This is a genomic window from Sphingomonas lutea, assembly GCF_014396785.1.
GTDB lineage: Bacteria > Pseudomonadota > Alphaproteobacteria > Sphingomonadales > Sphingomonadaceae > Sphingomicrobium > Sphingomicrobium luteum.
Genome location: NZ_CP060718.1, coordinates 392501 through 413009 on the forward strand (window position 1 = coordinate 392501; position 20509 = coordinate 413009).

The 20509-nt window shown below is 65.3% G+C and carries 17 protein-coding genes, 1 tRNA gene, 2 rRNA genes and 1 pseudogene (1 of these 21 only partly in view); 15 read left to right on the forward strand and 6 right to left on the reverse strand.

The genetic code is table 11. The annotated features are described in order from the left end of the window. The 4 genes from H9L13_RS02050 to H9L13_RS02065 all read left to right on the forward strand — a co-directional run. Positions 1 to 2692 (forward strand): 23S ribosomal RNA (locus H9L13_RS02050); it begins 101 nt to the left of the window's first position. A 122-nt stretch (positions 2693 to 2814) separates the two neighbouring features. Continuing rightward, a 5S ribosomal RNA gene (gene rrf, locus H9L13_RS02055) occupies positions 2815 to 2929 on the forward strand. A gap of 206 nt (positions 2930 to 3135) precedes the next feature. After that, a tRNA-Met gene (locus H9L13_RS02060) sits at positions 3136 to 3212 on the forward strand. Positions 3213 to 3430: 218 nt separating this feature from the next. Further along, positions 3431 to 4189: a potassium channel family protein gene (locus H9L13_RS02065; protein WP_223176466.1), complete on the forward strand. Its 759-nt coding sequence runs from the start codon at positions 3431 to 3433 to the stop codon at positions 4187 to 4189. Here H9L13_RS02065 and H9L13_RS13005 read toward each other — a convergent pair. The 3 genes and pseudogenes from H9L13_RS13005 to H9L13_RS02075 all read right to left on the reverse strand — a co-directional run bounded on the left by H9L13_RS13005 (position 4186) and on the right by H9L13_RS02075 (position 6730). Then, positions 4186 to 4449: a hypothetical protein gene (locus H9L13_RS13005; protein ID WP_425326496.1), complete on the reverse strand. Its 264-nt coding sequence runs from the start codon at positions 4447 to 4449 to the stop codon at positions 4186 to 4188. The two genes, H9L13_RS02065 and H9L13_RS13005, sit on opposite strands and share 4 nt — an antisense overlap. 141 nt (positions 4450 to 4590) lie before the next feature. Beyond that, positions 4591 to 5588: pseudogene (locus H9L13_RS13010) on the reverse strand (RNB domain-containing ribonuclease); the annotation flags it as partial. Further along, entirely contained in the window at positions 5567 to 6730 is a 1164-nt protein-coding gene (locus H9L13_RS02075; protein ID WP_235091082.1) for a M48 family metallopeptidase, read from the reverse strand. The pseudogene H9L13_RS13010 and the gene H9L13_RS02075, both read right to left, overlap by 22 nt. Positions 6731 to 6808: 78 nt before the next feature. Between H9L13_RS02075 and H9L13_RS02080 the strand changes: the two genes are divergently transcribed. The 5 genes from H9L13_RS02080 to H9L13_RS02100 are packed head-to-tail and all read left to right on the forward strand — an operon-like array spanning position 6809 to position 12128. Next, entirely contained in the window at positions 6809 to 7606 is a 798-nt protein-coding gene (locus tag H9L13_RS02080) for an N-formylglutamate amidohydrolase (RefSeq protein ID WP_187538588.1), read from the forward strand. Then, on the forward strand, positions 7603 to 9459 hold the full coding sequence (locus tag H9L13_RS02085) for a flavohemoglobin expression-modulating QEGLA motif protein (protein WP_187538590.1): 1857 nt from the start codon (positions 7603 to 7605) through the stop codon (positions 9457 to 9459). Before H9L13_RS02080 ends, H9L13_RS02085 begins: the two co-directional genes overlap by 4 nt. Positions 9460 to 9466: 7 nt before the next feature. Beyond that, on the forward strand, positions 9467 to 10513 hold the full coding sequence (locus H9L13_RS02090) for a glutathione synthetase (protein ID WP_187538592.1): 1047 nt from the start codon (positions 9467 to 9469) through the stop codon (positions 10511 to 10513). Positions 10514 to 10527: 14 nt separating this feature from the next. Next, positions 10528 to 11541, forward strand: a complete 1014-nt coding sequence (locus H9L13_RS02095; protein WP_187538594.1) for an ATP-dependent DNA ligase — start codon at positions 10528 to 10530, stop codon at positions 11539 to 11541. After that, positions 11538 to 12128 carry an alpha-ketoglutarate-dependent dioxygenase AlkB gene (locus H9L13_RS02100; protein WP_235091085.1) on the forward strand — a complete coding sequence of 197 codons (591 nt, stop codon included), beginning with the start codon at positions 11538 to 11540 and terminating at the stop codon, positions 12126 to 12128. The genes H9L13_RS02095 and H9L13_RS02100 overlap by 4 nt, the downstream gene beginning before the upstream one ends. Here the strand turns inward: H9L13_RS02100 and H9L13_RS02105 are convergent. Then, positions 12113 to 12991: an arginase family protein gene (locus H9L13_RS02105; RefSeq protein WP_187538599.1), complete on the reverse strand. Its 879-nt coding sequence runs from the start codon at positions 12989 to 12991 to the stop codon at positions 12113 to 12115. The genes H9L13_RS02100 and H9L13_RS02105 overlap by 16 nt on opposite strands. Positions 12992 to 13031: 40 nt before the next feature. Between H9L13_RS02105 and hutI the strand changes: the two genes are divergently transcribed. The 6 genes from hutI to hutH all read left to right on the forward strand — a co-directional run bounded on the left by hutI (position 13032) and on the right by hutH (position 19643). Beyond that, positions 13032 to 14234 (forward strand): imidazolonepropionase, encoded by a 1203-nt coding sequence (hutI, locus tag H9L13_RS02110; RefSeq protein WP_408022118.1) that lies wholly within the window; start codon positions 13032 to 13034, stop codon positions 14232 to 14234. A 12-nt stretch (positions 14235 to 14246) separates the two neighbouring features. Beyond that, a complete protein-coding gene (locus H9L13_RS02115; RefSeq protein WP_187538603.1) occupies positions 14247 to 14642 on the forward strand; it encodes an MAPEG family protein in 396 nt (131 codons plus the stop codon). Between the two features lie 75 nt (positions 14643 to 14717). Continuing rightward, positions 14718 to 16394 (forward strand): urocanate hydratase, encoded by a 1677-nt coding sequence (gene hutU / locus H9L13_RS02120; RefSeq protein WP_187538606.1) that lies wholly within the window; start codon positions 14718 to 14720, stop codon positions 16392 to 16394. A gap of 97 nt (positions 16395 to 16491) precedes the next feature. Then, a complete protein-coding gene (locus H9L13_RS02125) occupies positions 16492 to 17268 on the forward strand; it encodes a hypothetical protein (RefSeq protein WP_187538608.1) in 777 nt (258 codons plus the stop codon). 74 nt (positions 17269 to 17342) lie between these two features. After that, on the forward strand, positions 17343 to 18053 hold the full coding sequence (locus H9L13_RS02130; protein WP_187538610.1) for a hypothetical protein: 711 nt from the start codon (positions 17343 to 17345) through the stop codon (positions 18051 to 18053). Between the two features lie 81 nt (positions 18054 to 18134). Beyond that, on the forward strand, positions 18135 to 19643 hold the full coding sequence (gene hutH, locus H9L13_RS02135) for a histidine ammonia-lyase (protein WP_187538612.1): 1509 nt from the start codon (positions 18135 to 18137) through the stop codon (positions 19641 to 19643). Here the strand turns inward: hutH and H9L13_RS02140 are convergent. Together H9L13_RS02140 and H9L13_RS02145 are read right to left on the reverse strand one after the other, a co-directional pair. Then, a complete protein-coding gene (locus tag H9L13_RS02140; RefSeq protein ID WP_187538614.1) occupies positions 19640 to 20047 on the reverse strand; it encodes a DUF2147 domain-containing protein in 408 nt (135 codons plus the stop codon). The genes hutH and H9L13_RS02140 overlap by 4 nt on opposite strands. A gap of 71 nt (positions 20048 to 20118) precedes the next feature. Next, a complete protein-coding gene (locus H9L13_RS02145; RefSeq protein WP_187538616.1) occupies positions 20119 to 20502 on the reverse strand; it encodes a DUF2147 domain-containing protein in 384 nt (127 codons plus the stop codon). Between the last annotated feature and the right edge of the window lie 7 nt (positions 20503 to 20509).

Sequence of the window (20509 nt, forward strand, 5' to 3'; positions counted from 1 at the left end):
ACCCGCAGATTTCCGAATGGGGAAACCCATCCTCACTATTTACTCTCGCTGCTGAGCAGTCAGCATCGGGGCTAAATAGGAAGGATATCACTTTGCTGAATAAAATAGGCTTAGTGAAGCGAACCCGGGGAACTGAAACATCTCAGTACCCGGAGGAAAAGACATCAACCGAGATTCCGTTAGTAGTGGCGAGCGAAAGCGGACCAGGCCAGTGCCTGGTTGTTAGTTAGCAGAACAGTTTGGAAAGACTGGCCAGAGCGGGTGACAGCCCCGTATGCGAAAACAATCAATCAGGACTCGAGTAGGGCGGGACACGTGTAATCCTGTCTGAACATGGGGGGACCACCCTCCAAGCCTAAATACTCGTGTATGACCGATAGTGAACTAGTACCGTGAGGGAAAGGTGAAAAGCACCCCGATGAGGGGAGTGAAACAGTACCTGAAACCGGTTGCCTACAAGCAGTGGGAGGATCCTTGAGATCTGACCGCGTACCTCTTGCATAATGGGTCAGTGACTTAATGTATCAAGCAAGCTTAAGCCGATAGGTGTAGGCGCAGCGAAAGCGAGTCTGAATAGGGCGATTGAGTTTGATGCATTAGACCCGAAACCCGGCGATCTAGGCATGACCAGGGTGAAGGTGCGGTAACACGCACTGGAGGCCCGAACCGATTAACGTTGAAAAGTTACCGGATGAGTTGTGTTTAGGGGTGAAAGGCCAATCAAGCCGGGAAATAGCTGGTTCTCCGCGAAAACTATTGAGGTAGTGCCTCGGATGTTTTCCGATGGGGGTAGAGCACTGGATGGGCTAGGGGGTCGCGAGACCTACCAAACCTAACCAAACTCCGAATACCATCGAGTATAGTCCGGGAGACAGACGGCGGGTGCTAAGGTCCGTCGTCAAAAGGGAAACAGCCCTAACCTACAGCTAAGGTCCCCAAGTCATATCTAAGTGGGAAAGCATGTGGGAATCCCAAAACAACCAGGAGGTTGGCTTAGAAGCAGCCATCCTTTAAAGAAAGCGTAACAGCTCACTGGTCTAAATAAGGGTTCCTGCGGCGAAGATGTACCGGGGCTAAAGATATGCACCGAAGCTTAGGGTGTGCACTTTTGTGCACGCGGTAGCGGAGCGTTCCGTAAGTCAGTGAAGCCGAAGGGTAACCGACGGTGGAGATATCGGAAGTGAGAATGCTGACATGAGTAGCGATAAAGAGGGTGAGATGCCCTCTCGCCGAAAGCCCAAGGGTTCCTGCGCAAGGCTAATCCGCGCAGGGTGAGTCGGCCCCTAAGACGAGCCCGAAGGGGGTAGTCGATGGGAATCAGGTTAATATTCCTGAACCTGGTGATGTGTGACGGATCTCGTAAGTCGTCAGTCCTTATTGGATTGGTACTGGCGGCGAAGAGGTTCCAGGAAATAGCCTCACCATATAGACCGTACCCGAAACCGACACAGGTGGGCAGGTAGAGTATACCAAGGCGCTTGAGAGAAGGGTGTTGAAGGAACTCGGCAAATTGCCTCCGTACCTTCGGAAGAAGGAGGCCCCGGCTATGCGCAAGCACTGTCGGGGGCACAGGCCAGGGGGTAGCGACTGTTTAACAAAAACACAGGGCTCTGCTAAGTCGGCTTCAAGACGACGTATAGGGTCTGACGCCTGCCCGGTGCCTGAAGGTTAAGAGGAGGAGTGCAAGCTCCGAATTGAAGCCCAGGTAAACGGCGGCCGTAACTATAACGGTCCTAAGGTAGCGAAATTCCTTGTCGGGTAAGTTCCGACCTGCACGAATGGCGTAACGACTTCCCCACTGTCTCCAACACCTGCTCAGCGAAATTGAATTCTCCGTGAAGATGCGGAGTACCCGCGGTTAGACGGAAAGACCCCGTGCACCTTTACTGCAGCTTCAGAGTGGCTGTGGGAAACAATTGTGTAGAATAGGTGGGAGGCTTTGAAGCCCAGGCGCCAGCTTGGGTGGAGTCACCTGTGAAATACCACCCTGTTGTTTTCTACAGTCTAACCTCGCACCGTTATCCGGTGCAGGGACCCTCTGTGGCGGGTAGTTTGACTGGGGCGGTCGCCTCCTAAAGAGTAACGGAGGCGCGCGATGGTGGGCTCAGGACGGTTGGAAACCGTCTGTTAGAGTGCAATGGCATAAGCCCGCCTGACTGCGAGACTGACAAGTCGAGCAGAGACGAAAGTCGGTCATAGTGATCCGGTGGTCCCTCGTGGAAGGGCCATCGCTCAACGGATAAAAGGTACGCCGGGGATAACAGGCTGATAACCCCCAAGAGCTCATATCGACGGGGTTGTTTGGCACCTCGATGTCGGCTCATCACATCCTGGGGCTGGAGCAGGTCCCAAGGGTTTGGCTGTTCGCCAATTAAAGTGGTACGTGAGCTGGGTTCAGAACGTCGCGAGACAGTTTGGTCCCTATCTGCCGTGGGCGTCGATACTTGAGAGGAGTTGCCCCTAGTACGAGAGGACCGGGGTGAACATGCCTCTGGTGGACCTGTCGTGGCGCCAGCCGCGCAGCAGGGTAGCTATGCATGGACGGGATAACCGCTGAAAGCATCTAAGCGGGAAGCCTCCCTCGAGATAAGGTATCTTAGAGTCGTGGAAGACCACCACGTTGATAGGCCGGGTGTGGAAGCACAGTAATGTGTGGAGCTAACCGGTCCTAATTACTCATTTCGCGCTTGAGAGTCCCACCATCACCGACAGTCCTGCAAAGGAAGATCGGTTGGTTTGATCTCAGCTAGATGACGCTAAGAACAATGCCCAAGTGCACGATTTCTAGAATTTCGATCCGCGCCGTCACCATAGCTTGGTGACCATAGCGTCCGTGACCCACCCGATCCCATCCCGAACTCGGCCGTGAAACCGGACAGCGCCAATGGTACTTCAGCTTAAGCTGCGGAAGAGTAGGTCGTCGCCAGGCTTTGCTGGCGGCGTGGTTCGAAAACCCATTCACATGTTACGAAAAGCCGCTGCCGGCCTGCCGAGCGGCGGCTTTTTCGTTTACCGGGCAGAGGTCCCGAGGCCGCGAGGCTTCGCAAGGCCGAACGGCCGCCCGGACCGCCGCAAGGCGGGAGGAGCGCCAAGCCGGCGGATGCCGGCGCCGGCGCCTGAGGCCATCGTTAACGTCGCGGGGTGGAGCAGCCCGGTAGCTCGTCAGGCTCATAACCTGAAGGTCGTAGGTTCAAATCCTACCCCCGCAACCAACGCAATTTGTCGGCGCGCGCACTGGGCTTAGGGATTGCGCTGCCACCGCGAAGGCCGGCGCACCTTGCCGCCGACTTCAGCCGCGCCACCAGCAGCAGCCAATCAGCCCGCTTTCGAGCGGGCTTTTTTGTTGCCCCGGCCAGGCGCCAGCTTCCCGCGCGATGAACACTTCGACCCGTGCAAGCGTCTCCCTTCCGCATCAGGAATGGAGGGCGCGATGGCTTCGGCAAAGCTGCGATGGCGACTGCTTCGGGATCTCGACGAGTGGCTGGCCTGGCCGGCGGCTTTGCTCAGCCTCGCCTGGCTGGGGATTGTCATCTGGGAGCTCGTCTCGGGCACCAGCGCTTTGCTGGAAACGGTCGGCACCGCGATCTGGGCGATCTTCATCGTCGAATTCCTCGTCCGCTTTGCACTGGCGCCGGAAAAGCTCCCATTCCTCCGCTCGAACTGGCTGACGCTCATCGCGCTCGTCGTGCCGGCGCTTCGCCTGTTCCGCGCGGCGGCCTTCTTGCGCGTGGCGCGCGCCGCCCGCGGATTCCGGCTGGTGCGCATCGTCGGCACCGCCAATCGCAGCATGAACGCCCTTCAGGCGACCCTTGTCCGCCGCGGATTCGCTTACGTGCTGGGACTGACCTTGCTGGTCATCGCGCTTGGGGCAGCCGGCATGCTGAGCCTGGAGAATAGCAAGGAATCGACCGGCGGCTTTACCTCTTACGGGCATGCCCTCTGGTGGACCGGGATGCTCGTCGCCAGCCTTGGGACGGACTTCTGGCCGGTGACGAGCGAAGGCCGTTTGCTGGCCATGCTGCTCGCGCTCTACGGCCTGGCCGTGTTCGGCTACATCACCGCCACCTTCGCAAGCTTCTTCGTCGGCCGCGACGCCGAACGGCACAAGCGCACGACGCACGACGGCGATATGAAAGCGTTGCTGGATGAGGTGCGCGCGCTGCGCGAAGAACTCCGGCAGCGCGCCTAGCGCCGTGCGAAGAAGATGCGGCGCGTGCCCGGATCGGCCGACTGCAGAGCCACGTCGATCGCGTCCCCCGGGGTCACGCGCCCCGCCTCCAGCCGCGCGACCACCGGCAGCGCGCACAGCTGGATGCGGTCGCCGCGCGAATCCGCATCGGTGACCACGGCCGAGAAGGTGTCGCCGACGCGGTCCGCCAGCACTACCGCCTCGGCCAGGTCGATCACCGCACGCTCGATCTGGCCCGCCTGCGCCTCGGCGCGCGCCATGACCTTGGGCAGGCGTGCGAAGGCCTGTGCCGCGCCGTCCGGCAACGCTTGGCCATTCGCCAGCGCCAGTGCGGCCTCGATCACATAGCGGTCGGCCAGCCGCCGCAGCGGTGCCGTGGCATGAGCGTAGGTCGCAGCTACGGCCGCGTGCCATGGCGTGCGGTCCGCGACGAAGGGCTCATAGGCCGCGCCGCCGCCGGCGCGCCGGATCGCCGCCATCATTGCTGCCTGCTCGCGCACCTTCGGATCGAGCCCGCGTTCGAAGTCGACCAGCGACATCGTCTTGGGCCAGGCGATCCCGAACGCCTGCGCCGTGTGCCGAAGTCGTCGTACGGCGCCTTCATGCGGCTCGGAAAGCACCCGGAATAGCCCAGTCTGGTGCGCGACAAGCAGGTCCGCAACGGCGAGATTGGCGGCGAGCGACAGTGCGGCATTGCGATCCTCCGCCGTGCGGCGCGCGCGGAAGCGCAGGTCGAACCCGCCATCGGGGAGCGCGACCACCTCCTGCTCGGGCGGATCGACCCGTGCCGCACCGCGGCGCTGCTCGGCGGCGTTCAAGCGATCGGTCAGCTCGTCAAAGCCCGCTGGCAAGTCGTCATCGCGGACAGTCTCGTACGCCAGCTTGGCGCGGCTGCGGATGACCGCCCGCGTCACGCTGTCGAGCCGCACCTCCCCTTGCCGATCGACCCGCACGCTGAACACCACCGCCGGCCGCGGCACGTCGGGCAGCAGGCTCGCCGCGCCTTCGCCGAGCACGGGGGATAGAGCGGCGCCTTGCCGTCGGGCAGGTAGAGGGTCGTGCCTCGGTGCCATGCCTCCGCATCCAGCTGGCTGCCATCGGCCACGAACCAGCCGACATCGGCGATCGCATAATGCAGCACCATGTCCGGGCCGGCGCGCGCGATCGCGAACGCCTGGTCGAGGTCGGTCGCGCTTGCCGGATCGAGCGTGACGAAGGCGCGGTCGGTCCAGTCGGCATGATCCGTCGGCGGGCGCGCCGCGGCGCGCTCGGCCTCGGCGAGCACGTCCGCCGGAAACGTCGCCGGCACCTGATATTCGACGCGGATGTCCGCCAGCCCGCGGGCGAGGACGTTGGCGGGATCGGCAAGGACGCGCATCAGCGCTGGCGGAACTTCCATTCCATCGCCCGCCGCACGCGGCGCTCGACCGATGGGTGGGTGTAGAAGATCGCCTCCTGCACCGGGTTCGGCCGCGGGTAGCGATATTCGGCGGTCTTCACCAAGGCCGAGGACAGCGCGTCTGGCTTGTCCTCGGTACGCAGCGAATAAGCGTCGGCCTCGCTCTCGCTCATGCGGCTGAGCGTGTTCGTCACGGGCATGGCGATCAGCGCGCCCACGCCGACCATGAACATCAGCACCGGGACGCCGCGCGGCTCGCCGATCTTGGCGGTCGATCCAAAGGCACGGGCGAACACGGGAAACAGGCGGTCGGCGAGGAAGAAAAGGACGATCGCCAGCACTGACAGCACGATCAGGCTGCGCCAGATATGGCCCAGCACATAATGGCCGATCTCGTGCCCCGTGACCGCGCGCACCTCGTCGAGCGAAGCTTCCTTGAGCGCGACATCGGCGATGGCAATGCGCGCCGAGCCCAACACGCCCGAGACGTTGGCGGTGAAATTGTTCGACTGGCGCGATCCGTCGTACATGAAGATGCGGTCGCTCGGGATGTTCGCCTTCGCCGCCATCTCCTCCAGCGCGGCGCGCACCGGCCCCGCCGGCACCGGCTTATACTGATTGAACAAAGGTTCGATCAGGATCGGGGACAGCAGCATCATGAACGCGAAGGCGGCCGCGGTAAGGCCGCCGGACCAGATCCACCAGCGGCGCTCGGCGCGATTGATCAGCCAGTAGAGCGCGGCAAGGAACAGCCCGCCGACGACGACCGAAATGGCGAGCGAAATCGCGCCTTGCGAGAGGAAGTCGGCTAGCGGCTGGCTGGACCGGCCATATTCCTTCTCGCGCCACCAGTCGGTGTAGATCGCAAATGGCAGCGACAGCAGGCTGGAGATCAGCAGGAAGACCGCGGGGATGAGGAAGGTGCGCAGGAACCCGTTGCGACGCTCGAGCTTCGCCTGCATCCGGTCGAGCACGCCCGAACGAACAATCAGCCAGGTGACGATTGCCGAGACCACCAGGCTCCACAGCAGCAGCCAATGGTTGCCTGCGGTATAGGCTGCGGCCTTGGCCAGCGCCTCGGCGCCAAGGCCATCAATATAGCTTGCGGTTGCGGCGTCGACCTGCGGATTGGCTTGCATCATGTCCCCCTGTGGAAGCCGCCACCGTAACGACCCCCGGCCGCACGCAACCGAACCGCCCCCGGAACGCTTATCGTTTCGATGATTGACGCCACCCCCACCGAAAGCCAGCTGTGGACCGTCGCGCACGGTCCCGGACCGATCGTCGCGACCGCGATCCACGACGGGCACGACCTCAGGCCCGAAATCGCCGCCGCGATGAAGCTCCCCGACGCCGATCGCCTGCGGGAAGAGGACCCGTTCACGGGCCAGGCGGTGCTCGACGTGCCGACGCATGTCGTCGTCCACCGGTCGCGCTTCGAATTCGACCTCAACCGCGGCCCTGACGGCGCGGTCTATGAAACGCCCGAGCAATGCTGGGGCCTCGACGTCTGGCATCAGCGACCGGACAAGGCGCTCGTCCAGCGCTCGCTCGATCTTCACGCCAGCTACTATGCGATGCTCAAGGAATTGCTCGACGAGGTCGCCGCCGAACATCCGCGTTTCGTCGTGATCGACGTCCACAGCTACAACCACCGCCGCGACGGGCCCGATGGCGCCGCGACCCCGCAGGCCGATGCGCCCGACATCAACATCGGCACCTTCTCGATGCCGCGCGAGCAATGGGCGTTCCTGCTCGACCCGCTGATGGAGGCGATGCGCAGCTTCGACTTCAATGGCCGCCATCTCGACGTACGCGAAAATGTCGCCTTCCAGGGCAAGGGCGAGCAGACGCGCTTCGTCCATGAGACTTACCCGAAGCAAGGTTGCGCCGTCGCGCTCGAATTCAAGAAATTCTTCATGGACGAATGGTCGGGCGCGCCTCTGCCCGATGAGCTGGCCGCAATGCGCCGCCTAATCGACCATATCGCCAGGACGGCGGAGGGCTTGCTGGCGTGAGCACGCCCGCCGTGCTGCGCGAGGTGCCCATGGCGCTCGACATCGGGCCGGGCGGGGCGATCCGCCAGCAGATCGGCGAGGGCGGCCGGCTGCACATGGACCGGCACCTGTTTTTCCTGGTGCTCAACCGCACCGAGCGCGCCGGCGACAGCCTCGCGCGCAACGTCGCGCTGCACAGCTCCTCCTATCTCGTCTGGTCGCCGGCCGATGACGGCCCGGCGGAAGAGGCGCTGAAGCAGATTACCGAGGCCCTGCTGACGCGGTTCGACCGCATCATCCTCATCTCGCTCTACGATCAGCCGACGCCCGAATCGCGCAAGGAAGACGATCCCCACCTGCCGCCTTTCGTCGCCTGGATCGGCGCCAGCGACGACGCGCTGAGCGCCGACATCGCCGAGCATCTGGCGACAGCCATGAGCAAGATCGAGATCGACCTTCGCCATTGCGAGGTCGAGCATCGGTCGCGCGCCTATTTCGAGCCGGGGGTCGAGGCGCTCGTCGACCGCGACGACCGGGTGACGCAGATTTCGGTGGGATTGCCGCGCATCTATCTCTCGCCCGACGGCGACCTTTATCCGCAATTGTTCCGCGACCTGTCCGTTCGCACCGGCGATGCCTTGCTGCGCGCCGCTTGCGCCTTCGCCGACGAGACCGATCAAGGTCCGCCAGCCCATTATCGCTCGCTCGGCCGCAGTGCCTTCCTTGCCGCCGCGCTGGCCGCCGATCGCAAGCTCGATGCGGTCGCCACCAGCTTCGATTTCCTGCTGTCGGTGTCGCCGATCAACACCGCCGAGGCGCAGGCGGACTTCCTTGCGCAGGGCGCTCGGAAACCGCCGCGCTTCCGCTATCGCCCGCTGGAGGTCGACCCCGACGCCGCCAAGCGCCAGCTCTACGCCATCGACCTCGCCCAGCTCGAAGACCCCCTGCTCGAACATCTGTTCGCCGAAAAGCGGCAGGAGATCGAGCAGCAGCTGACGATGCTTGCGACCCGCAACACGCCCAGCTTCCGCGCGGCATCCATGCTGCAATATGGCGCGGTCGAGGAGGAGTTGTTGCGCGCCGCCGAAGCGATCCTCGCCGCGACGCCGCAACCGCGAAAATGCGGCCGCATGATCGGTGCCAGCGAAGTCGCCAAGGCCGCACAGCGCCTGATTCGCGACTATCGCAACGCGGGCGAAGGCTTCGATGCCGCGGTCGAGCTGCGCGACGATCTTGCCGCGGGGCTGATGGTATCGGGCGGGACGCTGATGATCTCGACCCACACGCGCATGGCCGATCATCGCCTCGATGCCTTGCTGTCGCACGAAGTCAGCATCCATCTGCTGACCTTCTTCAACGGCGCGGCGCAGGGGCTGGAGCTGTTCCGCACCGGCCTGGCGCAATATGAAGGGGTCCAGGAAGGGCTTGGCGTGTTCGCCGAATGGGCCGTGGGCGGCCTGACCGACGCGCGTTTCCGCCTACTCGCCGGCCGCGTGGTCGCGGTCGATGCCATGCTTCGCGGCGCCGACTTCATTGAAACCTACCGGCTGCTGCGCGACCGCGGCTTCCGCGAGCAGACCGCCTTCTCGATCACCGCGCGGGTGCATCGATCGGGCGGCCTGGCCAAGGACGCGATCTACCTGCGCGGCTTCAAGGCGGTGTGCGATTATGTCGCCGACGGCGTCCCGCTCGATCCCTTCTGGCTCGGCAAGATTGCGCCCGGGCACCTCGCGGCGGTCGAGGAACTGTTGCAACGCGGCCTCGTTAGCGCCCCGCGCCACCTGCCCGAATTCCTGGCGCGCCCCGATGCGCAAGCCAGGATCGCGCGCCTGCAAAGCGGCGTCCCCCTGGCATCAATGCTCAACATGGAGTGACGCCGCCGTGAACATCGCTTTCTTCGTCAACGATCTCGAGCGCGAATATGAGGGGTACACCACGACCATCCTCGCGCATCAGGCGGTCATCGCCGGGCACCGCGTGTGCTACATTACGCCATCGGATTTCGTCCTGACGCCCGACGACCATCTCCACGTCCACGGCCGCTTCCTGCCCAAGCGCAAGTACAAGGACCGCGCCGACTTTTTCGATACGCTGAAGTCGGGCAAGGCCAAGGTCGAACGCGTCGACATCGAGGAGATCGACGCGGTCATGCTGCGCAACGACCCTTCGCTCGACGCGCAAGCCTGCCCCTGGGCGGCGGAGGCCGGCATCCTGTTCGGGCGCGAGGCGACCAAGCGCGGCACGCTCGTCGTCAACGACCCCGACAGCCTCGGCCGCGCGGTCAACAAGCTCTATTTCCAGAGCTTCCCGGTCGAAGCGCGCGCGGAAACTTTGATCTCGCGCAACGAGGAGGACATCAAGGCCTTCGCGCGCGAGCATAAGGGCAACATCATCCTCAAGCCGTTGCAGGGCTCGGGCGGGTCGGGGGTGTTCAAGCTCGACGCCAAGACCAAGGCGAACATCAACCAGATCATCGAGGCGATTTCGCGCGACGGCTATATCATCGCGCAGGCCTATGTTCCCGCGGCCAAGAAGGGCGACATCCGCTTCTTCCTGATGAACGGCGAACCGCTGCAGATCGACGGCAAATATTGCGCGCTGCGCCGCGTCGCCTCGGCCGACGACATCCGCTCCAACATCCACGCCGGCGGCACCGCCGAATCGGTCGAGATCGGCGATGTCGAGCTTGCGGTGGCCGAACTCATCCGTCCCAAGCTCATCGCCGACGGCATGTTCCTCGTCGGCATCGACATCGTCGGCGACAAGATTCTGGAGGTGAACGTGTTCAGCCCCGGTAACCTGGGCAGCTGCTCGCGCATGGCCGGGGTCGATTTCTCGGTGCCGATCATCAAGGCGATCGAGCGCAAGGTCGAGATCGCGTCGCAATATGCGCAGACCTTCGACAACAAGCATCTGGCGGTGCTGTGACGCGTTAGCGGCGCATGGCGCCCACGCTCGCACCGATGGAAGCCCTGCTCGCGGCGGAATTGCCGAGCGGCGACGGCTGGCAGTTCGAGCCCAAGTGGGACGGGTTCCGCACCATCGCCCGGCGCGACGGTGACGCGGTCACGCTGACGTCCAAGTCGGGCAAGCCGCTCGCGCGCTATTTCCCTGAAGTGGTCGAGATGTTGCGCAGCGTGCGCGAGACAAGCTTCACGCTCGACGGCGAATTGGTGATCAATGTCGGCGACGCGCTGGCGTTCGACGCGCTGCAGATGCGGCTTCACCCCGCCGAGAGTCGCATCCGCAAACTATCCGCCGAGACGCCGGCCGAGCTGATGGCCTTCGACCTGCTCGAACTCGGCGGCAGCTCATTGCTCGACGACCCGCTGGCTCAGCGTCGCGACAAGCTTGAGCGTTTCCTCTCCAAGAACGCCGTCGATGGTCTGCACTTGTCGCCGATGACGCACGACCGCGACGCGGCGCTCGGCTGGCTCGCGCGCAGCGGCGGCGCGCTCGACGGCGTGATCGCCAAGCGCACCGACCAGTCGTACCGCGCCGGCGAGCGCGCAGTGGTCAAGGTCAAGCAGCAGCGCACCGCCGACTGCGTCGTCGGCGGCTTCCGCTACGCCGAAAAGCGCAAGGAGGTCGGCTCGCTTCTGCTTGGGCTCTACGACGACGGACTGCTGCACCACGTCGGCTTCACCTCCGCGCTCAGGGCAGAAGACCGGCCCGCGCTCACCGCGAAGCTCGAACAGCTCATCAAGCCGCCGGGCTTCACGGGCAACGCCCCCGGTGGGCCGAGCCGCTGGGCCAATGCGCGCTCCGCCGAATGGCAGCCGCTTGCGCCCAAGCTGGTGGTCGAAGTGCGCTACGACCAGGTCACCGCGCGCCGCTTCCGTCACGGCACCGGCCTCCTCCGCTGGCGGCCCGACAAGTCGCCCCAGCAATGCACCTTCGACCAGCTCGCGCCCGAGCTTCGCCCGTCCGAGCTCAAGGAGCTGTTCGGCACGTGACCGGGCTGTTCGACGCTCCGCTGATCCCCGGCCTCGACTATCGCGACGATGTCATCACCGCCGCTGAAGAGCACGCATTGATCGCCCACCTCGACACGCTCGACCTGTCGCCTTTCCGCTTCCAGGGCTGGCTCGGCAATCGCAAGACGATGAGCTTCGGCTGGTGCTACGATTTCGACGACGCCAGCTTCATGCCCACGGAGCCGATCCCGGACTGGCTCGAGCCGTTGCGGGACCGCGCCGCGGCGTTCGCCGGCGTCGGCCCGGACAGCATCCACCACGTGCTCGTCGCCCGCTACGATCCCGGCGCGGGGATCGGCTGGCACAAGGACCGCGACGTGTTCGACCAAGTGGTCGGCGTGTCGCTCGGCACGCCCGCCATGCTGAGATTTCGCCAGCGCACCGCCGACGGCTTCCGCCGCGCGGCGATCGAGGTCGCGCCGCGATCGGCCTATCTGCTGTCAGGCGAGGTGCGCCGCGATTGGGAGCATCGCATTACGCCGGGCGATCGGCTGCGCTTTTCGATCACCTTCCGCACGCTGTCCGACAAGGGGCGGCGGATCGCCGCTGTTCAGCGCGCCTCGTAACCGGCGATGCACTCGGCGACCCAACGCGCCGCGGTCAGCGCGCTGAGGTCGGTCGAGTCGAGCGGCGGATCCCATTCGGTGAGGTCGATCACGCGCACGCGTGGCTCGGCCGCCAGCCGGCGCGCGGCGGCGAAGAAATCATGCGCCGCCATGCCCCCGGCACGCCCGCCCGGCGCGGCGGGGAATTGAGCGCGGTCGATCACGTCGATGTCGCAATCGATCACCAGCGCCTGGCAATGCTCGACATGGCCGAGCGCGCGATCGATCGCCGCCGCGATTCCGTCACGGCGGACCTCGCCGATGCTCACCACCAGATTGCCCGCCGCTTGCGCATCGCGGTGCATGGCTTCGGTGTTGGCGAAGGGAGCAAGGCCGACTTGCGCGATGTTGGCGCCGGGCAGGCCATCCTCGATCAGCGCGCGCACGGGGTTGCCGTTGCTCAGGCCATCTTTTGTGTCGCGCATGTCGAAATGGGCGTCGAGCGTGATCAGCCCGACCTTGGCCAAATCACCGCCGAGCCCGAGCACCGCCGGCCGCGTGATCGCATTGTTGCCGCCGACCAGCAACGTCAGCGCATGCGCGGCGATGCTCGCCGCCACGGCTTCGGCGATGCGTGGGCTCGCTTCCTCGATCGACAGATCCTTGAGGTGGATGTCCCCGCGGTCGCAGATCGCGGTCGTCAGCTCGCGTCCCGTCTCGACATCATAGCGCCCGATCCGCCGCAGCGTCCGGTGCAGCAGCTCGGGCGCAAGATGGCACCCGCCGGGCGTCACCGATCCCGCGCCCAGCGGCGCGCCGAGGATCGCGACATCCGCATCGGGGTTGGTAGAAATCAGGTCGGTGATGTTGGGCCATCCTGCCATGCTTTGACCCTAGCAAGCGCCCTCGCCTAAGGCGATGTCCATGTGGGACCGCCTGCTCGTCGACTGCAACATCGCCACCATGGAGGGCGGCGGCCTCGGCGTGATCGAAAATGGCGCGATCGGCATATCCGACGGCAAGATCGTCCGCGCCGGCAAACGCACCGAACTGGCGGGCTATCGCGCGCGAAAAGTCGACGCGCTCGACGGCGCCTGGGTCACGCCCGGCCTGGTCGATTGCCACACTCACCTCGTCTTCGGCGGCACCCGTGCCGACGAACATGCGATGCGCCGCGCGGGGGCAAGCTATGAGGAGATCGCCAAGGCCGGCGGCGGGATCGCCTCGACCGTTGCGCGCACCGCCGCTGCCAGCGACGAGGGATTGCTCGCCCAAAGCCGCCGCCGCCTCCACGCATTGATGCGCGGCGGCTGCACCACGGTCGAGATCAAGTCGGGCTACGGCCTCGATCCGAAAAGCGAGCTGCGGCTGTTGCGGATAGCCAAGCAGCTCGGCGAGGACGAGGCGGTGCGCATCGTCCCCACCCTGCTCGCACTCCACGCCATTCCGGCCGACCAGCGCGACCGCCGCGCGCACTACGTGTCGGAGATGATCGACCAGCTCATCCCCGCCGTCGCCCGGGAAAAGCTCGCGATCAGCGTCGACGCCTTTTGCGAAGGCATCGCCTTCACTCCGGCGGAGGTCGATCGCCTGTTCAAGGCCGCCGCCGCGCACGGCCTCAGCGTCAAGCTCCACGCCGAGCAATTGTCGAATCAGAAGGGCGCGGCGCTCGCCGCGCAATATCGCGCGCTCAGCGCCGACCATCTCGAACATCTCGACGAAGCCGGCGCCAAGGCGATGGCCGCCGCTGGCACCGTCGCGGTGCTGCTGCCCGGCGCATTCTATGCGTTGCAGGAAACCCGCAAGCCGCCGGTCGACCTTCTGCGCAAGCACAAGGTGCCGATTGCGGTCGCGACCGACTGCAACCCCGGCACCTCGCCGATGCTGTCGCCGACGCTGGCGATCAACATGGCCTGCACCCTGTTCGGCCTGACCCCCGAAGAAGCGCTGGCGGGCATGACGATCAACGCCGCGCGCGCGCTCGGCCTCGCCCATGCCATCGGCAGCCTCGCGCCGGGCAAGGCGGCGGACCTCGCGGTGTGGCAAATCGAAAGCGTGTCCGAGCTCGCTTATTGGGTCGGCCTGCCCGGTCCCGAGCGACGCATTTTCGGCGGATCGGACGCGTAGGGGGAGAACACCATGCCAATCGAATTTATCTGCCTTGGCGCGCTCATCCTGCTCGCATTGGTCAACATCTTCTGGGCCGGGTCGACGCGCACGCGGCAATATGGGCGCGACTGGAACACCGGCGCGCGCGATGAGCAGATGCCGCCGCTCAACCCGCTCGCCGGGCGGCTTCTGCGCGCGCAGGCCAACCTCTTCGAAACGCTGCCGCTGTTCGTCGCCGCCTTGCTTGGCGCGGCTTTCCTCGACCGGCTGGGCTGGAAGACCGAGGTCGGCGCGCTGCTCTACGTGATCAGCCGCGCGATTTATCTGCCGCTCTACGCCGCGGGTACGCCGAAGGTGCGCACGCTGGTCTGGACCCTGGCGACCGCGGGCCTCCTGCTCGTCTGGTGGGCGTTGATGTTCGGCTGAGCCGCCCCCTTAACCTCCCCGCTCATCCTGAGTAGGGACGAAGCAAAGCGAAGGCCGCTGACGCGGCTACTCAGGATGAGCGGGGACGTTTTGACCACCGAACGACGCGACAACAGCCGCCGCATTCGCGCCCGCCGCGGGTCCGAGATCAAGGCGAAAGCCTGGACCACCGAAGCCGCGGTGCGGATGCTGATGAACAACCTCGACGATGAGGTTGCCGAGGACCCGCAGAGCCTGGTCGTCTATGGCGGCATCGGCCGCGCGGCGCGCAATTGGGCCTGCTTCGACAAGATCGTCGAGGTGCTCAAGCGGCTGGACGAGGACCACACCCTGCTCGTCCAGTCGGGCAAGCCCGTCGGCGTGTTCCGCACGCACAAGGATGCGCCGCGCGTGCTCATCGCCAACTCCAACCTCGTCCCCAAATGGGCGAATTGGGAGGTGTTCAACCAGCTCGATCGCGCGGGCCTCATGATGTACGGCCAGATGACCGCGGGCAGCTGGATCTACATCGGCACGCAGGGCATCGTCCAAGGCACCTACGAGACCTTCGCCGAAATGGGCCGCCAGCATTTCGGCGGCGACCTCACCGGCAAGTGGATCCTCACCGCGGGCTTGGGCGGCATGGGCGGCGCGCAACCGCTCGCGGCGGTCATGGCGGGCGCGCATTGCATCGCCATCGAATGCCAGGACAGCCGCATCGAGAAACGCCTCGAAACCCGATACCTCGACAAGCGCGCGACGAGCATCGACGAGGCGCTCGAGATCATCGCCGCGGCGACCGAACCGACCAGCGTCGGCCTGCTTGGCAACGCTGCCGAAATCCTGCCCGAAATGCTCAAGCGCGGGATCCGCCCCGACGCGCTGACCGACCAGACCAGCGCGCACGACCCCGCCAACGGCTATTGCCCCGCCGGATGGACCGTCGCCCACTGGCAGGACATGCGTGAGCGCGATCCCGCCGCGGTCGCCGCCGCCGCGCGCCAATCGATCGCGGTCCATGTCGAAGCCATGCTCGCCTACAAGGACATGGGCGTGCCCACCTTCGATTATGGCAACAACATTCGCCAGGAAGCCAAGGACATGGGCGTCGAACACGCGTTCGACTTTCCCGGCTTCGTCCCTGCCTACGTCCGCCCGCTTTTTTGCCGCGGCATCGGCCCGTTCCGCTGGGTCGCGCTGAGCGGCGATCCGGAAGACATCTACCGCACCGACCAGCGCGTGAAGGAGCTGATCCCCGACGATCCGCACCTCCACCGCTGGCTCGACATGGCGCGCGAGCGCATCGCCTTCCAGGGCCTGCCCGCGCGCATCTGCTGGGTCGGCCTCGGCCAGCGCCACCGCCTCGGCCTCGCCTTCAACGAAATGGTCCGCAACGGCGAAGTCAGCGCCCCGATCGTCATCGGCCGCGACCATCTCGACAGCGGCAGCGTCGCCAGCCCCAACCGCGAAACCGAAAGCATGGCCGACGGCAGCGACGTCGTCAGCGATTGGCCGCTCCTCAACGCGCTGCTCAACACCGCGAGCGGGGCGACCTGGGTCTCGCTCCACCACGGCGGCGGCGTCGGCATGGGCTATTCGCAGCACAGTGGCATGGTCATCGTCGCCGACGGCACCGACGACGCCGCGCGCCGGCTGGAGCGCGTGCTCTGGAACGATCCCGCGACGGGCGTCATGCGGCACGCGGACGCGGGCTACGGCATCGCCGTTGACTGCGCCAAGGAGCAGCGGCTGGATTTGCCTATGATCACCTAATGACCGGCGTGACGAGCCGTTCGACCCTCGACTTCAGGCGCTCTAGCGCAGTCGCCGCGAGGCGGTCATTATGCAGGTCTGAAGGAGCAGCGGCCCGATGGTCATTCGTCGCATTCGCGAGCATGCCGCGCAGCAAAATTGGTTCTCGGTCGCGATTGATCTCCTGATCGTCGGCGTTGGCGTCTTTCTTGGCATGCAGGCCAGCAACTGGAATGATGCGCGAATCGAACGCCAACAGAGTGAGAGCTACCGCATTCGGTTGGTCGAGGACTTGCGCGCCAACGAATCGGACCTTCAACAGCGCCGAGCCTATTATCGCCAGGTCAGAAGTCATGCGCTTGCCGCGCTTGAGGTGCTCGAGCTGCCGCCGCGGCCCGCGGGCGAGCAATTCTTGATCGACGCCTATCAGGCAACCCAGGTCGTTCCGCGCACTCTATCGCGGTTCACCTATGACGAGATGATCGCCGCTGGAGGTGTCGATCGGCTCGACGGCGCCGACCTGCGAAAGAGAGTGAAAAACTATTATTCCGGGATTGAAACGGCCGAGACGACGTTCCGGACGATCCCGCCCTACCGAGAACACCTCCGGCGGGTCATGCCCTACCTTTCGCAACGTCAAATACGGACCCACTGCCGTGAAGCCCTCGGAACAAGTTCCTCCGGCGAGCAAATGAACATCCTTCCAAAATCCTGCAGGCTTGCGCTCGATTCGTCTTCCATCAGCAAGGCCGTCGCTCAGGTCAGATCATCGCCCGGAATAACCGCTGACCTTACGCGCTATCTGATTGACCTCGAACTCAAGCTCGATCTCTTCGATTTGCTCGAAGGCCGCGCCCGGAATCTTCGGCAGGCGCTCCAGGAGCAGACAGCCTGACGGGCGCTGGTGACCTTACGCCGATTGGCGTGGGGCAATGCGTCTGGTAATCTGCGCGCCGCTTGGGGGCGCGAATGAGACTAGGCCTGCCAAAACCGCTGCGCGGCTGGCGGGCCTTCGCCGGCGAAGTGGGGATCATCGTTCTCGGCGTGTTGATCGCGCTGGGCGCGCAGGAGATCGCGGAAGACCTCAGCGACCGCGCCAAGGCCCGCGAGGCGCGCGAACTCATTCGCACCGAGCTTGCAACATATTTGGGACGGCTCGAATCGCGACTGTCCATCAACCAGTGCCTCACCAACCGGATCAACGAGATCCAGGCCTTGGTTGACACCGCCGCGCGTGGCGGACCGATCAAGCGACCGACATGGATTGGCCGCCCACAATTTTGGACGGCACTGTCGGTCAGCTGGGACGCCGCCGCGCAGTCGGGCCACGCGGCGCTGCTCCCGGCGGCGGAACTGGCTGAATATGCGACGATGTATGATTGGATGCAGAACAGCTATGATTCGATGCTGATCGAGCAGGCGAGCTGGGCGCGCATCCGCACGCTCGAACATCTCGACTATCTGACGCCCGAAACGGCCTTCCACATCAACGCCGCGCTTCAGGATGCCCGCTATCGCGCCTGGCGCATCCACAGTCAGACCAAGGATCTCCAACGGATCGCGAAGCGCGTGGGCCTACAGGCCAAGCGCAATGATATCGTCGGCACGCGGGGACCCTGCTATCCCATGACCACGCCGTGGGTGCAGGCGGCGCGGGTTAACCCGGCTGGGGAGCCCTAGTTCGTCCTGGACCGAGCGCGATTTCCGTCCGCCCTGAGCTTGTCGAAGGGCTGTTCTTGTCCGTAGGACAAACGCCACGGAATGACCCAGACACTCGACCCCCAAACAATCACCCTCGCCACCCTCCGCGAGCTCTGGTCCGGCGCACCCGCGCGTCTCGACGACGCGTCGATGCAGCGTGTCACGGAAGCAGCCGCCTCGGTCGACCGGATCGTCGCGGGCGGCGCCACCGTCTACGGCATCAACACCGGCTTCGGCCTGCTCGCCAACACGCGCATCCCGCACGACCGGTTGGCCGAGCTGCAGACTAACCTCATCCTGTCGCACAGCGCGGGGCTCGGCGAGCCGTTGCCGCGCCATGTCGTGCGGCTGATGATCGTCCTCAAATTGCTCGGGCTCGGGCGCGGCCATTCGGGCGTGCGCACCCTCGTCATCGACGCGCTGCAGCGGCTGCTCGATGCCGACGCGATGCCGCGCATTCCGAGCCAGGGAAGCGTCGGCGCCAGCGGCGACCTCGCGCCGCTCGCGCACATGATCGCCGCGCTGATGGGCTACGGCTGGTTCGACATCGCCGGGCAGGTCGTCGCGGCGAAAGACGCGCTGCCGCAACTCGGGCTCGATCCGCTCCAGCTCGCCCCGAAGGAAGGCCTCGCGCTCATCAACGGCACGCAGGCGAGCACGGCGCTCGCGCTCGACGCCTTGTTCACGGGTGAGCGCGTGTTCGCCGCCGCCATCGCCGCGGGCGCCATGTCGGTCGATGCCCTGAAGGGCAGCGCCAAGCCGTTCGATCCGCGCATCAGCGAACTCCGCGGCCAGCCGGGCCAGATTGCGGTCGCCGCCGCCATTTCCGGCTTGCTCGACGGCAGCGAGATCCTGACCAGCCATGTCGCCTGTGCCCGCGTGCAGGATCCCTACAGCTTCCGCTGCCAGCCGCAGGTGATGGGCGCCGCGCTCGACCTGCTGACCAATGCCGCACGCACGCTGACGATCGAGGCGGGCGCGGTGACCGACAATCCGATCCTCTTTCCGGATGACGACAGCGCGATTTCGGGCGGCAATTTCCACGCCCAGCCGGTCGCCTTCGCCGCCGACATCATCGCCATGGCGCTGTGCGAGGTCGGCTCGCTGTCCGAACGGCGCACCGCGGTGCTGGTCGATCCCAAGATGAGCGGACTGCCCGCCTTCCTGACGCAGGATTCGGGCGTCAATTCGGGGATGATGATCCCGCAGGTCACCGCCGCCGCTTTGGTTAGCGAGAACAAGACGCTCGCTTTCCCGGCAAGTGTCGATTCGATCCCCACCAGCGCTGGCCAGGAAGATCACGTGTCGATGGCCCCGATCGCCGCGCGCAAGGCGGCGCAGATCGCGCGCAACGCCGCTGGCGTCGTCGCGGTCGAGCTGATGGCCGCTGCCGAGGGCATCGAGTATCACGCCCCGCTCAAGACCTCCGCCGGGCTGCGGGCGATCCACGCCCGCATCCGCGAACTCAGCCCGCACTTCACCGCCGACCGCTATTGGGCGGACGAAATGGCGGCGTTGCAGACTGCCGTGCTGGCGGGGGAAATCGGCGCGGGGACGATCGCGCTTTAGCCGACGCGCGTCCAGCGCTGCGACTTGCACACGATCCCGCTGATCACGCAGCCCTTCACCGTAATCATGTTGGGGCCGACGACCTTGACCGTCGCGGGGGCGCGGATGTTGCGCTTGGGCTCGAACGCACGGCCCTTCCAGGTACCGCTGCCCGTGGGCTTGAGGTCGCTCAGGATCTGCGTTCCGATAAGGCGCGGGGTGCCGCCCTTGCGCGCGCCAGCCTTGGCCTTCTCCGACGCCTCGACGACCGTCGCGCAGTAGGCATTGCTGCCGCACGGCGTGACCTTGACGGTGACACTGCCCTTGGGGTTGCGCCATTGCCCCTCCAGCCCGCGCGCGTGCGCGGCGAGCGGCATGGCGGCAAGTGCCGCGACCATCAGGACTCGAGCGAGAATCCGTTGCATGTCACGGTGTTAGCCACAGTTTGCGGCAAGAATCGTGCAATTTCCTGTCGCTCAGATGAACGGAGCGCGGGTCATTGGCGGGTCCACACCTGCGTCTTGCACAGGGATTTGCCCAGCGCGCAGCCGGACACCTTGAGCTGGCCGGCATCGGTCAGCTGCAGCTTCGCCGTCACCCGCATCCGTTTGTCGGGCACGAACAACTTTCCCTGCCAGCGGCCGCTTGCGACGGGCCGGACCTCGGTCAACAACTGGGATCCGACCAGTTGCGCGGTGCCCTTGCGCGCGTCGGCCTTGGCCTTGTCGGACGCCTCTTCGACCGTGCCGCACAGCTGCGCGCCACATGGCGCGATGACCATGACCACGCTGCGCTTGGGGTTTGCCCATCGGCCTTCGATCCCGGGCGCGGCGGCCTGTGCGGCCAGCGCGAAAAGGTACGCGACAACCATGGCGGGCATCGTAGCG